8 protein-coding genes, 1 tRNA gene and 3 rRNA genes are annotated in these 17,071 nt (G+C 51.5%); 4 read left to right on the top strand and 8 right to left on the bottom strand.

Annotated elements, in window-relative coordinates; all coding sequences use genetic code 11:
- The first annotated feature begins 3 nt into the window (after positions 1-3).
- The 3 genes from pat (at position 4) to GUC46_RS06095 (ending at position 4,502) form a co-directional block, all read left to right on the top strand.
- A complete protein-coding gene (gene pat / locus GUC46_RS06105) occupies positions 4-2,664 on the top strand; it encodes a protein lysine acetyltransferase (RefSeq protein ID WP_160179926.1) in 2,661 nt (886 codons plus the stop codon).
- Between the two features lie 114 nt (positions 2,665-2,778).
- Entirely contained in the window at positions 2,779-4,134 is a 1,356-nt protein-coding gene (gene pssA, locus GUC46_RS06100; RefSeq protein ID WP_008319601.1) for a CDP-diacylglycerol--serine O-phosphatidyltransferase, read from the top strand.
- Positions 4,135-4,166: 32 nt separating this feature from the next.
- Positions 4,167-4,502, top strand: a complete 336-nt coding sequence (locus GUC46_RS06095; protein WP_153687927.1) for a YfiM family lipoprotein — start codon at positions 4,167-4,169, stop codon at positions 4,500-4,502.
- Here the strand turns inward: GUC46_RS06095 and GUC46_RS06090 are convergent.
- The 8 genes from GUC46_RS06090 to rluD form a co-directional block, all read right to left on the bottom strand.
- A complete protein-coding gene (locus GUC46_RS06090; protein WP_003037551.1) occupies positions 4,499-5,797 on the bottom strand; it encodes an MFS transporter in 1,299 nt (432 codons plus the stop codon). The two genes, GUC46_RS06095 and GUC46_RS06090, sit on opposite strands and share 4 nt — an antisense overlap.
- Positions 5,798-6,150: 353 nt before the next feature.
- Positions 6,151-6,266 (bottom strand): 5S ribosomal RNA (gene rrf, locus GUC46_RS06085).
- Between the two features lie 90 nt (positions 6,267-6,356).
- A 23S ribosomal RNA gene (locus GUC46_RS06080) occupies positions 6,357-9,260 on the bottom strand.
- Positions 9,261-9,471: 211 nt separating this feature from the next.
- Positions 9,472-9,547, bottom strand: a tRNA-Glu gene (locus tag GUC46_RS06075).
- Between the two features lie 85 nt (positions 9,548-9,632).
- Positions 9,633-11,167, bottom strand: a 16S ribosomal RNA gene (locus GUC46_RS06070).
- Together the 16S, 23S and 5S rRNA genes with 1 tRNA gene alongside form the textbook arrangement of a ribosomal RNA operon.
- A gap of 440 nt (positions 11,168-11,607) precedes the next feature.
- On the bottom strand, positions 11,608-14,181 hold the full coding sequence (gene clpB, locus GUC46_RS06065) for an ATP-dependent chaperone ClpB (RefSeq protein ID WP_003031249.1): 2,574 nt from the start codon (positions 14,179-14,181) through the stop codon (positions 11,608-11,610).
- A 129-nt stretch (positions 14,182-14,310) separates the two neighbouring features.
- Positions 14,311-15,042: a purine nucleoside phosphorylase YfiH gene (gene yfiH / locus GUC46_RS06060; protein ID WP_088903165.1), complete on the bottom strand. Its 732-nt coding sequence runs from the start codon at positions 15,040-15,042 to the stop codon at positions 14,311-14,313.
- Complete coding sequence (rluD, locus tag GUC46_RS06055; RefSeq protein WP_003031246.1) at positions 15,039-16,019, bottom strand: 23S rRNA pseudouridine(1911/1915/1917) synthase RluD; 981 nt, start codon at positions 16,017-16,019, stop codon at positions 15,039-15,041. The genes yfiH and rluD overlap by 4 nt, the downstream gene beginning before the upstream one ends.
- A 131-nt stretch (positions 16,020-16,150) precedes the next feature.
- Here rluD and bamD point away from each other — a divergent pair, with 131 nt between their 5' ends.
- Positions 16,151-16,888 carry an outer membrane protein assembly factor BamD gene (bamD, locus tag GUC46_RS06050; protein WP_003031245.1) on the top strand — a complete coding sequence of 246 codons (738 nt, stop codon included), beginning with the start codon at positions 16,151-16,153 and terminating at the stop codon, positions 16,886-16,888.
- Positions 16,889-17,071: the final 183 nt, after the last annotated feature.

Genomic DNA, 17,071 nt, shown 5'->3' with positions numbered 1-17,071 from the left:
GATATGAGTCAGCGTGGTCTGGAAGCACTATTGCGACCGAAATCCATTGCGGTGATTGGGGCGTCAATGAAGCCTAATCGCGCAGGTTACCTGATGATGCGTAACCTGCTTGCTGGCGGTTTCAATGGACCTGTTTTACCGGTGACGCCCGCATGGAAAGCGGTGTTGGGCGTACTGGCGTGGCCCAATATCAACAGCCTGCCTTTTAGCCCCGATCTCGCCGTGTTGTGCACCAATGCCAGCCGTAACCTGGCATTACTCGAAGCGCTTGGCGAGAAAGGTTGTAAAACCTGCATTATTCTCTCAGCACCCTCGGCGCAGCACGCGGAGCTGCTGGCCTGCGCATCACGCTACAACATACGTCTTCTGGGTCCCAACAGCCTGGGACTTCTCGCACCCTGGCAAGGACTTAACGCCAGCTTTTCCCCCGTCCCGATTAAGCGCGGCAAGCTGGCTTTCATCTCTCAATCCGCCGCCGTGTCCAATACCATACTCGACTGGGCACAGCAGAGAGAAATGGGCTTTTCTTACTTTATCGCGCTGGGTGATAGCCTGGATATCGACGTTGATGAGCTACTGGATTACCTGGCACGCGACAGTAAAACCAGCGCGATATTGCTGTATCTCGAACATTTAAGTGATGCCCGGCGCTTTGTTTCCGCCGCCCGTAGCGCCTCGCGCAATAAACCTATTCTGGTGATTAAGAGCGGTCGCAGCCCTGCAGCGCAGCGTTTACTGCATACCAGCGCCGGGATGGACCCTGCGTGGGATGCAGCTATTCAGCGCGCCGGTTTACTGCGCGTACAAGACACTCACGAGCTGTTCTCAGCAGTCGAAACCTTGAGCCACATGCGTCCACTACGTGGCGACAGGCTGATGATCATCAGCAATGGGGCCGCGCCTGCCGCACTGGCATTAGATGAACTGTGGTCAAAAAATGGCAAGTTGGCGACGTTGAGTGAAGACACCTGCCAGAAATTACGCGATGCATTGCCTGAACATGTTGATATCGCCAACCCACTGGATCTGCGTGATGACGCCAGCAGCGAACACTACGTTAAGACGCTGGATATTTTGCTCGCCAGCCAGGATTTCGACGCGTTGATGGTGATTCATTCACCCAGCGCAGCCGCTCCCGGAACCGAAAGCGCACAGGCATTGATTGAAGCGGTAAAGCATCATCCCCGAGGAAAATTCGTCTCGTTGCTGACCAACTGGTGCGGAGAGTTTTCCTCACAGGAAGCACGCAGACTGTTTAGCGAAGCCGGATTACCAACCTACCGCACGCCTGAAGGCACTATCACTGCATTTATGCATATGGTGGAGTACCGGCGTAACCAGAAGCAACTGCGTGAAACGCCTGCGCTACCCGACAATCTGACCACCAACACCGCCGAAGCGCATAATCTGTTACAACAGGCGATTGCAGAAGGCGCAACGTCGCTGGATACTCATGAAGTTCAGCCTATTTTACAGGCCTATGGCTTACATACACTGCCGACATGGATCGCCAGCGACAGCGCAGAGGCCGTACACATCGCGGAGCAAATCGGCTACCCGGTAGCGCTCAAGCTGCGTTCTCCTGATATCCCGCATAAGTCGGAAGTTCAGGGGGTAATGCTCTACCTGCGTACAGCAACAGAAGTGCAGCAGGCTGCCAATGCAATTTTCGATCGGGTAAAAATGGCCTGGCCGCAGGCACGCATTCACGGTTTATTAGTACAAAGTATGGCGAATCGCGCTGGTGCTCAAGAACTTCGCGTCGTCGTTGAACACGACCCGGTATTTGGTCCGTTGATTATGCTGGGTGAAGGTGGTGTTGAGTGGCGACCGGAAGAGCAAGCCGTGGTGGCCTTGCCGCCATTGAACATGAATCTGGCGCGTTATCTGGTGATCCAGGGGATCAAAAATAAAAAGATCCGCGCTCGCAGCGCACTACGTCCGCTGGATATCGCCGGGTTGAGCCAACTTCTGGTGCAGGTCTCCAACCTGATCGTCGACTGCCCGGAAATTCAGCGTCTGGATATTCATCCTCTGCTGGCCTCCGCCGAAGAATTTACCGCGCTGGACGTTACGCTGGATATTGCCCCTTTCGCGGGTGATAACGAAAGCAGACTGGCTGTACGTCCCTACCCCCATCAGCTTGAAGAGTGGGTGGAGTTGAAGAACGGCGAGCGCTGTCTGTTCCGCCCCATTTTACCGGAGGATGAACCTCATCTACAGCGGTTCATTTCTCAAGTGACAAAAGAAGATCTTTATTATCGCTATTTCAGTGAGATCAATGAATTTACCCACGAAGATTTAGCCAATATGACGCAGATCGACTACGATCGGGAAATGGCTTTTGTTGCGGTGCGTTGTAAAGATAATCACGAAGAGATCCTCGGCGTAACGCGAGCAATCTCGGATCCTGATAACGTAGATGCTGAGTTTGCCGTACTGGTTCGTTCCGATCTCAAAGGGCTTGGACTGGGTCGCCGATTAATGGAAAAATTAATTGCATATACCCGAGATCACGGACTTATACGTTTGAATGGTATTACGATGCCAAACAATCGTGGGATGGTCGCCCTGGCCCGAAAACTCGGGTTTGTTGTTGACGTCCAGCTCGAAGAGGGAATTGTTGGGCTAACGCTTAATCTGGCCCAATGTGAGGAATCGTGAGTAAGGTACTGGAAATGTTGACCACATTAATGGGTACTGGTGGTATCATTGCCCGCTTATGTCGTCTGCATAGCACAGAGGACCCTTCAATGAACAGAGAAGAAATGCACTGTGATGTTGTCAAAATTTAAGCGTAATAAACATCAACAACACCTTGCCCAACTACCCAAGATTTCTCAGTCAGTTGATGATGTAGATTTCTTTTATGCTCCCGCTAATTTCAGGGAGACTCTGCTGGAAAAAATAGCCAGCGCGACGCGACGGATCTGCATTATTGCGCTGTACCTGGAACAGGATGACGGTGGTAAAGGCATACTTGACGCTCTCTATGCGGCAAAACGGCAGCGTCCTGAACTGGATGTCCGGGTACTTGTCGACTGGCACAGAGCTCAGCGCGGTCGTATTGGGGCTGCGGCATCCAATACTAATGCTGACTGGTATTGCCGAATGGCGCAAGAAAACCCTGGTATCGATATTCCTGTTTATGGCGTTCCGATTAACACCCGTGAAGCGCTTGGCGTCCTGCATTTCAAAGGCTTTATTATCGATGACAGCGTCCTGTACAGCGGGGCCAGTCTGAACGATGTTTACCTGCATCAGCATGATAAATATCGCTATGACCGTTATCAGTTGATTCGCAATGCGCAAATGGCCGATATCATGTTCGATTGGGTTACGCAGAACCTGATAAAGGGTCGCGGCGTTAACCGCCTTGATGATATCAACCGACCTAAAAGCCCGGAAATTAAAAACGATATCCGCCTGTACCGCCAAGAACTGCGTGATGCGTCATTCCATTTTCAGGGTGATGCTGATAACGAACAGCTTTCGGTTACGCCTCTGGTGGGCCTTGGGAAATCCAGTCTGTTAAATAAGACCATTTTCCATCTTATGCCCTGCGCGGAGCACAAACTCACAATCTGTACCCCTTATTTCAACCTGCCCGCCATACTGGTGCGCAATATCATTCAACTGCTGCGTGAAGGGAAAAAGGTTGAAATCATTGTCGGTGATAAAACCGCCAACGACTTTTTCATTCCAGAAGATGAGCCATTCAAGATCATCGGCGCGCTGCCTTATCTGTATGAAATAAATCTGCGCCGTTTCCTGAGCAGATTGCAGTATTACGTGAATACCGACCAACTGGTCGTACGCCTATGGAAAGATGATGACAACACCTATCATCTGAAAGGTATGTGGGTTGATGATAAATGGATGCTGCTCACCGGCAACAACCTTAACCCTCGCGCCTGGCGTCTGGATCTGGAAAACGCCATCCTTATCCACGATCCTAAGCAAGAGCTGACTCCCCAGCGCGATAAAGAGCTGGAGCTTATCCGTACGCATACTACCGTCGTTAAGCACTATCGCGACCTGCAAAGTATTGCTGACTATCCAGTCAAAGTGCGTAAGCTCATTCGTCGACTACGCCGTATTCGTATCGACAGATTAATTAGCCGTATTCTGTAATCAAGACCCCGTCCAGTGACGGGGTTTTTCATATGGAGGCAACGGTGCGCCTGTTCATTCTTACCAGCATCCTGGCCATTTCTGGCTGCAGCCACATGGCTAACGACCAGTGGAGTGGGCAAGACAAAGCTCAACACTTCATCGCCTCCGCCATGCTTGCCGCAGCCGGCAATGAATATGCCCAACATCAGGGCAACAGCCGCGATCGCAGTGCGGCTATCGGCCTGATGTTCTCAGTCAGCCTGGGCGCGTCAAAAGAACTGTGGGACAGCCGTCCCGCAGGGAGCGGCTGGAGCTGGAAGGACTTCGCCTGGGATGTTGCAGGCGCGTCTACCGGCTATGCGGTCTGGCAACTGGCACATTACTAGAGGCGCAGACCTTTCCCCTTCCCATGCAGCATCAGCGATACTAAAAACGCGACAACTGCCAGCGCGGTGACGTACCAGAAGAATGTCGTTTCCATACCGACAGACTTCAGGGATAACGCCACATATTCAGCTGAGCCACCAAACAGGGCATTAGCCACCGCATAAGATAAGCCAACTCCCAGAGCGCGCACCTGCGCCGGGAACATCTCAGCCTTCAAAATACCGCTGATTGACGTATAGAAACTCACGATTAACAGGGCACACATCACCAGAGCAAACGCCATATACGGGGATGTTACGCTTTGCAATGCTGTCAGAATGGGAACAGTGAAAATCGCGGCCAACGCGCCAAAACACAGCATTGAAGTACGCCGACCAATCTTATCTGACAAAGCGCCGAACAGCGGTTGAACCAGCATGAACACACACAGTGCTGCCGTCATAATCCCGCTGGCTACGTTGGCATGCATACCAGCGGTATTGACCAGGTATTTCTGCATGTAGGTTGTGAACGTGTAAAAACACAACGAACCCGCGGCGGTAAAGCCAAGCACCATGACAAAAGCTTTGCGATTACGCCACAGACCTTTCAGGGAACCCGCTTCTTTCAGCGCGCGAACGTCCTGTTTCGAGGTTTCATCCAGTTGGCGACGCAGCCATAGCGCAACAATAGCCAGCACGGCGCCCAACGCAAATGGAATACGCCAACCCCACGCTCTGAGCGCAGAGTCTTCTAACGTGTGCTGTAATATGACCACAACCAACAATGCCAGTAACTGTCCGCCGATTAACGTCACGTACTGGAATGAAGCATAAAAACCTTTCTTACCTTCAACGGCAACTTCACTCATATAGGTCGCGCTGGTTCCGTATTCACCACCTACAGATAACCCCTGGAATAGTCTGGCCAGCAGTAATAACGCAGGGGCCCAGGTACCGATAGTTTCATATCCCGGTAGACAAGCGATCACCAACGATCCCATACACATCATACAAACGGACAGCAACATGGACTTTTTACGCCCGTGCTTATCCGCAATACGGCCAAACAACCAGCCTCCAATTGGTCGCATCAAGAAGCCTGCGGCAAACACGCCGGCGGTTTGTAAGAGTTGTGTGGTGGTATTTCCTGATGGGAAAAAGATATGAGCAAAATAAAGAGAACAGAAAGAGTAGATATAGAAATCAAACCATTCGACCAGATTCCCTGATGATGCTCCGACAATCGCCCATATACGACGGCGGGTATCGCCGTCTGCCAGCGCCCCGTTCTCAGTTACACTACTATCAGCCATTAGAATTGTACCCCTGCCAACGATCGCATGAATTTATCAATGATGGTTGTGTGTTTTTTGGTGAATTAAATGTTATATAATTGTTATATATTATTATACAGGAAAGATCACGATTTTAATTAGCAGAGAAAGGATTCAGATATGTTCGAGGGAGAGATCCGTGTAGTAGATCGAGACAGTGTTCTTTTGTTAGTCGATTAAGGCGGTTACGTCGAATCCAGCAATCTGCCGCCGGAATTGCGTGATGCGCTGCGCTTATCAGGCCTGCACAATACGTTCAGCCCGGCGGTTTTTACCCCGCACACACGCAAAAAAGCCCATCCGTCAGGATGGGCTTCTTCACTTTATTTGATGCCTGGCAGTTCCCTACTCTCGCATGGGGAGACCCCACACTACCATCGGCGCTACGGCGTTTCACTTCTGAGTTCGGCATGGGGTCAGGTGGGACCACCGCGCTACAGCCGCCAGGCAAATTCTGTTATTAACCCGCTTTTCGCCGGTTAATCTAATCTGTTTCAAGCTGAATGTCGTCTCTTCGCCAAAACATCTTCGGCGTTGTAAGGTTAAGCCTCACGGTTCATTAGTATCGGTTAGCTCAATGTATCGCTACACTTACACACCCGACCTATCAACGTCATCGTCTTTAACGTTCCTTCAGGAGACTTATAGTCTCAGGGAGAACTCATCTCGGGGCAAGTTTCGTGCTTAGATGCTTTCAGCACTTATCTCTTCCGCATTTAGCTACCGGGCAATGCCATTGGCATGACAACCCGAACACCAGTGATGCGTCCACTCCGGTCCTCTCGTACTAGGAGCAGCCCCCCTCAATTCTCCAGCGCCCACGGCAGATAGGGACCGAACTGTCTCACGACGTTCTAAACCCAGCTCGCGTACCACTTTAAATGGCGAACAGCCATACCCTTGGGACCTACTTCAGCCCCAGGATGTGATGAGCCGACATCGAGGTGCCAAACACCGCCGTCGATATGAACTCTTGGGCGGTATCAGCCTGTTATCCCCGGAGTACCTTTTATCCGTTGAGCGATGGCCCTTCCATTCAGAACCACCGGATCACTAAGACCTGCTTTCGCACCTGCTCGAGCCGTCACTCTCGCAGTCAAGCTAGCTTATGCCTTTGCACTAACCTCCTGATGTCCGACCAGGATTAGCTAACCTTCGTGCTCCTCCGTTACTCTTTAGGAGGAGACCGCCCCAGTCAAACTACCCACCAGACACTGTCCGCAACCCGGGTAACGGGTCCACGTTAGAACACCAGCCATTAAAGGGTGGTATTTCAAGGATGGCTCCATGCAGACTGGCGTCCACACTTCAAAGCCTCCCACCTATCCTACACATCAAGGACCAGTGTTCAGTGTCAAGCTATAGTAAAGGTTCACGGGGTCTTTCCGTCTTGCCGCGGGTACACTGCATCTTCACAGCGAGTTCAATTTCACTGAGTCTCGGGTGGAGACAGCCTGGCCATCATTACGCCATTCGTGCAGGTCGGAACTTACCCGACAAGGAATTTCGCTACCTTAGGACCGTTATAGTTACGGCCGCCGTTTACCGGGGCTTCGATCAAGAGCTTCTCCTTACGGATAACCCCATCAATTAACCTTCCGGCACCGGGCAGGCGTCACACCGTATACGTCCACTTTCGTGTTTGCACAGTGCTGTGTTTTTAATAAACAGTTGCAGCCAGCTGGTATCTTCGACTGATTTCAGCTCCATGAGTAAATCACTTCACCTACATATCAGCGTGCCTTCTCCCGAAGTTACGGCACCATTTTGCCTAGTTCCTTCACCCGAGTTCTCTCAAGCGCCTTGGTATTCTCTACCTGACCACCTGTGTCGGTTTGGGGTACGATTTCGTGTTACCTGATGCTTAGAGGCTTTTCCTGGAAGCAGGGCATTTGTTACTTCAGCACCGTAGTGCCTCGTCATCACACCTCAGCGTTAAAAAGGTACCGGATTTACCTGGAACCTCCGCCTACATGCTTAAACCGGGACAACCGTCGCCCGGCTAACATAGCCTTCTCCGTCCCCCCTTCGCAGTAACACCAAGTACAGGAATATTAACCTGTTTCCCATCGACTACGCCTTTCGGCCTCGCCTTAGGGGTCGACTCACCCTGCCCCGATTAACGTTGGACAGGAACCCTTGGTCTTCCGGCGTGCGGGTTTTTCACCCGCATTATCGTTACTTATGTCAGCATTCGCACTTCTGATACCTCCAGCATGCCTCACAGCACACCTTCAACGGCTTACAGAACGCTCCCCTACCCAACAACACATAGTGTCGCTGCCGCAGCTTCGGTGCATGGTTTAGCCCCGTTACATCTTCCGCGCAGGCCGACTCGACCAGTGAGCTATTACGCTTTCTTTAAATGATGGCTGCTTCTAAGCCAACATCCACGCTGTCTGTGCCTTCCCACATCGTTTCCCACTTAACCATGACTTTGGGACCTTAGCTGGCGGTCTGGGTTGTTTCCCTCTTCACGACGGACGTTAGCACCCGCCGTGTGTCTCCCGTGATAACATTCTTCGGTATTCGCAGTTTGCATCGGGTTGGTAAGTCGGGATGACCCCTAGCCGAAACAGTGCTCTACCCCGAAGATGAATTCACGAGGCGCTACCTAAATAGCTTTCGGGGAGAACCAGCTATCTCCCGGTTTGATTGGCCTTTCACCCCCAGCCACAAGTCATCCGCTAATTTTTCAACATTAGTCGGTTCGGTCCTCCAGTTAGTGTTACCCAACCTTCAACCTGCCCATGGCTAGATCACCGGGTTTCGGGTCTATACCCTGCAACTTAACGCCCAGTTAAGACTCGGTTTCCCTTCGGCTCCCCTATACGGTTAACCTTGCTACAGAATATAAGTCGCTGACCCATTATACAAAAGGTACGCAGTCACCCCATAAAGAGGCTCCCACTGCTTGTACGTACACGGTTTCAGGTTCTTTTTCACTCCCCTCGCCGGGGTTCTTTTCGCCTTTCCCTCACGGTACTGGTTCACTATCGGTCAGTCAGGAGTATTTAGCCTTGGAGGATGGTCCCCCATATTCAGACAGGATACCACGTGTCCCGCCCTACTCTTCGAGTTCACAACCTGTGCATTTTGGTGTACGGGACTATCACCCTGTACCGTCGGACTTTCCAGACCGTTCCACTAACACACAAGCTGATTCAGACTCTGGGCTGCTCCCCGTTCGCTCGCCGCTACTGGGGGAATCTCGGTTGATTTCTTTTCCTCGGGGTACTTAGATGTTTCAGTTCCCCCGGTTCGCTTCATTACGCTATGTATTCACGTAATGATAGTGTGACGGATCACACTGGGTTTCCCCATTCGGAAATCGCCGGTTATAACGGTTCATATCACCTTACCGACGCTTATCGCAGATTAGCACGTCCTTCATCGCCTCTGACTGCCAGGGCATCCACCGTGTACGCTTAGTCGCTTAACCTCACAACCCGAAGATGTTTCACTTCTGATTGCGAAAATTTGAGAGACTCGAACACACCATTTTTCATTTCTTATTACGGAGAAATGAAACAGTGTGTCGTTTCAATTTTCAGCTTGATCCAGATTTTTAAAGAGCAAATATCTCAAACGTCACCCGAAGGTAAGTTTTGAGATATTGGGGTCGGCGACTTTCACTCACACATACCAGCAAGTGGCGTCCCCTAGGGGATTCGAACCCCTGTTACCGCCGTGAAAGGGCGGTGTCCTGGGCCTCTAGACGAAGGGGACACTGAAGTCTCAATCGCAAGACGCCTTGCTATTCACTTTTCATCAGACAATCTGTGTGAGCACTACAAAGGCAGGTTCTTTAAGGTAAGGAGGTGATCCAACCGCAGGTTCCCCTACGGTTACCTTGTTACGACTTCACCCCAGTCATGAATCACAAAGTGGTAAGCGCCCTCCCGAAGGTTAAGCTACCTACTTCTTTTGCAACCCACTCCCATGGTGTGACGGGCGGTGTGTACAAGGCCCGGGAACGTATTCACCGTGGCATTCTGATCCACGATTACTAGCGATTCCGACTTCATGGAGTCGAGTTGCAGACTCCAATCCGGACTACGACATACTTTATGAGGTCCGCTTGCTCTCGCGAGGTCGCTTCTCTTTGTATATGCCATTGTAGCACGTGTGTAGCCCTACTCGTAAGGGCCATGATGACTTGACGTCATCCCCACCTTCCTCCAGTTTATCACTGGCAGTCTCCTTTGAGTTCCCGACCGAATCGCTGGCAACAAAGGATAAGGGTTGCGCTCGTTGCGGGACTTAACCCAACATTTCACAACACGAGCTGACGACAGCCATGCAGCACCTGTCTCAGAGTTCCCGAAGGCACCAAAGCATCTCTGCTAAGTTCTCTGGATGTCAAGAGTAGGTAAGGTTCTTCGCGTTGCATCGAATTAAACCACATGCTCCACCGCTTGTGCGGGCCCCGTCAATTCATTTGAGTTTTAACCTTGCGGCCGTACTCCCGGGCGGTCGACTTAACGCGTTAGCTCCGGAAGCCACGCCTCAAGGGCACAACCTCCAAGTCGACATCGTTTACGGCGTGGACTACCGGGTATCTAATCCTGTTTGCTCCCCACGCTTTCGCACCTGAGCGTCAGTCTTTGTCCGGGGCCGCCTTCGCCACCGGTATTCCTCCAGATCTCTACGCATTTCACCGCTACACACGGAATTCTACCCCCTCTACAAGACTCTAGCCTGCCAGTTTCGGATGCAGTTCCCAGGTTGAGCCGGGGATTTCACATCCGACTTGACAGACCGCCTGCGTGCGCTTTACGCCCAGTAATTCCGATTAACGCTTGCACCCTCCGTATTACCGCGGCTGCTGGCACGGAGTTAGCCGGTGCTTCTTCTGCGAGTAACGTCAATTGCTGAGGTTATTAACCTCAACACCTTCCTCCTCGCTGAAAGTACTTTACAACCCGAAGGCCTTCTTCATACACGCGGCATGGCTGCATCAGGCTTGCGCCCATTGTGCAATATTCCCCACTGCTGCCTCCCGTAGGAGTCTGGACCGTGTCTCAGTTCCAGTGTGGCTGGTCATCCTCTCAGACCAGCTAGGGATCGTCGCCTAGGTGAGCCGTTACCCCACCTACTAGCTAATCCCATCTGGGCACATCCGATGGCAAGAGGCCCGAAGGTCCCCCTCTTTGGTCTTGCGACGTTATGCGGTATTAGCTACCGTTTCCAGTAGTTATCCCCCTCCATCGGGCAGTTTCCCAGACATTACTCACCCGTCCGCCACTCGTCACCCAAGGAGCAAGCTCCTCTGTGCTACCGTTCGACTTGCATGTGTTAGGCCTGCCGCCAGCGTTCAATCTGAGCCATGATCAAACTCTTCAATTTAAGTTTGATGCTCGTGAATTAAACTTCGTAATGAATTACGTATGTTCACTCAGAGACTTGGTATTCATTTTTCGTCTTGCGACGTTAAGAATCCGTATCTTCGAGTGCCCACACAGATTGTCTGATAAATTGTTAAAGAGCAGTGCCGCTTCGCTTTTTCTCAGCGGCGCGGGGTGTGCATAATACGCCATCCCGCTGCGAAGTCAAGCATTTAATTTCGCTTTCTTCGCCGGAGTTCTCAGTGGAACTCCGCTGACCCGGCGGCTTATAATCCGTTGTTCCGTGTCAGTGGAGGCGCATTATAGGGAGTTATTTCAGGCTGACAAGTTAAAAATATAAAAAACTTATCAAGCGATTACTTTTCAATCAATACGTCTATTTTCGCCTGAATTTTAAACAAAAACGAGCCCCGCAGGGCCCGTTTATTGTTGTTTTGTGACTTACTGCACTGCCACGATGCGATCGTCATTCACTTCCAGACGAATCGTTTTGCCCGGAATCAGTTCACCAGACAGAATTTGCTGCGCCAGCGGGTTTTCGATCTGCTGCTGGATAGCACGTTTCAATGGACGTGCGCCATATACCGGATCGTAACCATTCGCACTCAGCAGTTTAAGCGCCTCGTCAGAAATATGGATTTCATAGCCACGTTCTTCCAGACGTTTGTACAGACGCTGCAGCTGAATCTGAGCAATAGAAGCAATGTGCTGCTCACCCAACGGATGGAATACAACAACCTCATCTATACGGTTGATGAATTCCGGTCGGAAGTTATGGCTCACGACGCCCAGCACCATATCTTTCATGTGGCCGTAATCCAGCTCACCAAAGCGTTCCTGGATTAGATCGGACCCCAGGTTTGAGGTCATGATGACAACCGTATTACGGAAGTCGACCGTTCTTCCCTGTCCGTCAGTCAGACGACCATCGTCAAGCACCTGCAGCAGAATGTTGAACACATCCGGGTGCGCTTTTTCCACTTCATCCAGCAGGATGACAGAGTAAGGACGACGACGTACTGCTTCCGTCAGATACCCACCTTCTTCATAACCGACATATCCCGGAGGAGCCCCAACCAAACGAGACACCGAGTGTTTCTCCATAAACTCGGACATATCGATACGCACCATTGCGTCGTCACTGTCGAACATAAAGTTTGCCAGCGCTTTGCACAGTTCGGTTTTACCGACCCCGGTTGGACCAAGGAACAAGAATGAACCAATCGGACGATTCGGATCGGACAAGCCCGCGCGGCTACGACGGATGGCGTTAGAAACGGCTTCCACCGCTTCGTTCTGGCCAATCACGCGGCTGTGCAGCTCCTGCTCCATACGCAACAGTTTTTCCCGCTCGCCTTCCAGCATGCGAGCAACCGGGATCCCGGTCCAGCGCGCCAGCACTTCTGCAATTTCTGCATCCGTGACTTTATTACGCAGCAGACGCATGGTTTTGCCTTCAGACTGGGTGGCTGCTTCCAGCTGTTTTTCCAGTTCAGGAATTTTGCCGTACTGCAGTTCAGACATCCGCGCCAGGTCGCCAACGCGGCGCGCCTGTTCGATGGCGATTTTTGCCTGCTCCAGCTCAGCCTTGATAGTTTGCGTTCCCGAGAGGGAGGCTTTTTCAGCTTTCCACTCTTCCTCTAACTCAGAATACTGGCGCTCTTTGTCGTCCAGCTCTTCGTTGAGCATATCGAGACGTTTTTTACTTGCCTCATCAGACTCTTTCATTAATGCCTGCTGTTCCAGTTTGAGCTGGATAATACGGCGGTCGAGTCTGTCGAGTTCCTCCGGCTTGGAGTCAATCTGCATACGAATGCTGGATGCCGCTTCGTCAATAAGGTCGATAGCTTTATCCGGTAACTGACGATCGGCAATATAACGATGAGACAACGTAGCTGCCGCAACAATCGCCGGGTCAGTAATCTGCACATGATGGTGCAGCTCATAACGTTCTTTCAGGCCACGCAAGATTGCGATGGTGTCTTCCACTGAAGGTTCAGCCACAAACACTTTCTGGAAACGACGTTCCAGCGCCGCATCTTTTTCGATGTACTGGCGATATTCATCAAGCGTTGTGGCGCCTACGCAGTGCAGTTCCCCGCGAGCCAGCGCTGGTTTCAGCATGTTCCCGGCGTCCATCGCGCCATCGGCTTTACCCGCCCCAACCATGGTATGCAATTCGTCGATAAACAGAATGACGTTGCCTTCCTGTTTCGAGAGATCGTTCAGCACACCTTTTAAGCGCTCTTCAAACTCACCGCGATATTTGGCCCCAGCCACCAGCGCGCCCATATCCAGCGCCAGTACACGACGGCCTTTTAAGCCCTCCGGCACTTCACCATTGATGATGCGTTGGGCCAGCCCTTCAACAATGGCTGTTTTACCGACACCGGGTTCACCGATTAACACTGGGTTATTTTTAGTACGACGTTGCAGCACCTGAATGGTACGGCGAATTTCTTCATCACGGCCGATAACTGGATCGAGTTTGCCCTGTTCAGCACGTTCAGTCAGATCGACGGTATATTTTTTCAAGGCCTGACGTTGGTCTTCAGCCCCCTGGTCATTCACGCTTTCACCTCCACGCATTTGTTCAATTGCCTGAGTGATATTGGCGGTCGTCGCCCCAGCTGATTTTAATAAGTCGGTCAGCGTACCGCGTGACTCAAGCACCGCCAGAACGAACAGTTCTGACGAAATAAAGTTGTCCCCACGTTTTTGCGCCAGCTTGTCGCAAAGATTCAGTACACGCACCAGTTCCTGAGAAGGCTGCACATCACCGCCGGTACCTTCTACCTGCGGCAAACGGCTCAACGCCTGGTCAATGGCTGTACGTAACTGGCCAGCATTAATGCCAGCAGACGTTAATAAAGGACGTACCGATCCCCCTTCCTGATTCAGCAAGGCGCTCATTAGATGAAGTGGTTCGATGAATTGATTGTCGTGCCCCAATGCGAGTGACTGGGCATCGGCAAGAGCAAGCTGGAATTTATTGGTAAGACGATCCAGACGCATAACTCCTCCCATAACAGGTCAAAATTGCTACTGGAGATTAAATGAGGTCATCCCTCAATTATTCAAGGTGAATGACCTGAATTATGTGAAAAGAAAATTACACGTACCGGATCGTCTTGATTCTTTAGGTTATATCAGCCAAATAAAACTTGCCATACGACCCGTGGTATTGTCGCGACGATAAGAGAAGAACGTCTCACTTTCACTAAAGGTGCAACGGTCGCCGCCGTGGAGGTTCTCCACGCCGACATTTGCCAGCCGCTGACGGGCAAGCTGGTAGATATCCGCCAGATACTTGTCGCCGCGCGGTACAAATGCGAGGTCCGCTTGCGGATCTTTCGTCATGAATGCCTCGCGAACTTCTGCTCCCACTTCAAAGGCGTTTGGGCCTATCGCCGGACCTAGCCAGGCAATAATGTTTTCAGGTTCGTCGGCAAAACACGCCACCGTCTCTTCCAGCACGCCAGCGCATAATCCCCGCCAACCCGCATGGGCCGCAGCCACTTCCGTCCCGGCGCGATTGCAAAACAGCACCGGCAGACAATCAGCGGTCATTACCGCACACACTGTGCCCGGCGTGTTGCTATACGACGCATCTGCGCGTTTGGAGGCGTAAGGCCCGCCTGTCAGTTTCAGGACATCCTTACCGTGGACCTGCTCCAGCCAGACCGGCTTTGACAGCAGATTGCCCGCAGCAAACAGTCGTTTGCGGTTCTCTTCAACATGCTCCGGGTTATCGCCGCAATGGGCACCCAGATTCAGCGAATCGTAAGGCGGCATACTGACTCCGCCAATACGGGTAGAACTACACGCCGCGACACCTTGCGGTATCGGCCACTGCGGAACAATTAGCTTACTCATAGCCAGGCAATATCATCCTTATGTTCTTCGAAATCAGCGCGCATCACTTCAATCAATTGCACCATATCTTGTGGGATCGGCGCATGCCATTCCATTTCGATACCGGAAATCGGGTGATACAAACGCAGCATGGTCGCATGTAGCGCCTGGCGGTCGAACTTACGCAGTACGGAGATAAATTCGTCAGAAGCGCCTTTCGGTGGACGTGGACGACCGCCGTAGACCTGATCGCCCACCAGCGGATGAGTGATATGTGCCATGTGCACGCGGATCTGGTGCGTACGTCCGGTTTCCAGACGCAACCGCAGACGCGTGTGCACACGGAAGTGTTCCATAATGCGATAGTGCGTTACCGCCGGTTTCCCCATTGGGTGTACCGCCATGTGCGTACGCTTGGTCGGGTGACGGCTAATCGGTTCCTCAACGGTTCCGCCAGCAGTCATGTGACCAATTGCTACGGCTTCGTACTCACGGGTAATTTCGCGCAGCTGCAATGACTCAACCAGACGTGTTTGTGCCGGAACCGTTTTTGCCACCACCATTAATCCGGTCGTGTCTTTATCCAGACGGTGTACGATACCGGCACGAGGAACATCCGCGATTGGCGGGTAGTAATGCAGTAACGCATTCAATACCGTACCATCAGGATTCCCGGCGCCCGGATGTACTACAAGGTCACGGGGTTTGTTGATGACAAGAATATCATCATCTTCATAAACGATATCCAGTGGGATATCCTGAGGTTCAAAACGAACCTCTTCATCAATTTCTGCATTGATGGAGACACGCTCTCCACCCAACACTTTTTCTTTCGGTTTATCGCAAAGATTGCCATTTACCAGCACGCGCTGGTCGAGGATCCATTCTTTTATGCGCGATCGCGAATAATCAGGGAACAATTCGGCCAAAGCCTGATCTAAGCGTTGACCGAGCTGATTTTCGGAGACTGTTGCGGTGAGTTCTACTCGTTGTGCCATAAACTGCTTCTTCGTTTAACGTTGGGTTTTACGGCTTTGCCGTTTAATATAGTGTGCTATTGTAGCTGGTCTTAACCGGGAGCAGGAACAGAGAATCTCCCGTATTACATTTTGAGGAAAGTCAAAACGTCATGACGCGCATGAAATATCTGGTGGCAGCAGCCACGTTGAGCCTGTTTTTGGCGGGTTGCTCTGGTTCAAAGGAAGAGGTGCCCGATAATCCGCCAAATGAAATCTACGCGACTGCTCAGCAAAAGCTGCAGGACGGTAACTGGAAACAGGCAATAACGCAATTGGAAGCGTTGGATAACCGTTATCCATTTGGACCGTATTCTCAGCAGGTGCAATTAGATCTCATCTACGCCTACTACAAAAACGCCGATCTGCCACTTGCTCAGGCTGCTATCGATCGTTTTATCCGTCTTAACCCGACACACCCTAACATTGATTATGTCATGTATATGCGTGGCCTGACCAATATGGCGTTGGATGATAGCGCACTGCAAGGATTCTTTGGTGTTGATCGCAGCGATCGCGATCCCCAACACGCCCGAGCTGCGTTTAATGACTTTTCCAAACTGGTACGTGGCTATCCGAACAGCCAGTACACCACTGATGCCACCAAACGTCTGGTGTTCCTGAAAGATCGTCTGGCGAAGTATGAATATTCTGTTGCGGAATACTACACTGCCCGCGGTGCATGGGTTGCCGTGGTAAACCGTGTGGAAGGCATGCTGCGCGACTACCCTGATACTCAGGCAACACGTGATGCTCTGCCGTTAATGGAAAAAGCTTATCGCCAGATGCAGATGAATGCGCAGGCAGAAAAAGTAGCGAAAATCATTGCCGCTAACAGCAGCAATACCTGATTTGCCTCAGAATGCAAAACGGCAGCCCAAGGGCTGCCGTTTTTTTATCCGTTAACGCTACAACTGAAGCGGTTTAGCTCCGACGCATCCCATCAAATATGGCCTGCTTTCAGGTATTCCTCAAGTAAAAAATCGCCTGTTCCTGCGGTGCCTCACAAAAAGGTTTTCTTGACAAAAAGCGAC

Origin of the sequence: Citrobacter sp. LUTT5 (assembly GCF_009905315.1) — a bacterium.
Taxonomy (GTDB): Bacteria; Pseudomonadota; Gammaproteobacteria; order Enterobacterales; family Enterobacteriaceae; genus Citrobacter; species Citrobacter freundii.
The sequence above is the reverse complement of the archived record's forward strand: the minus strand, read 5'-3'. Positions and strand labels throughout refer to the sequence as shown.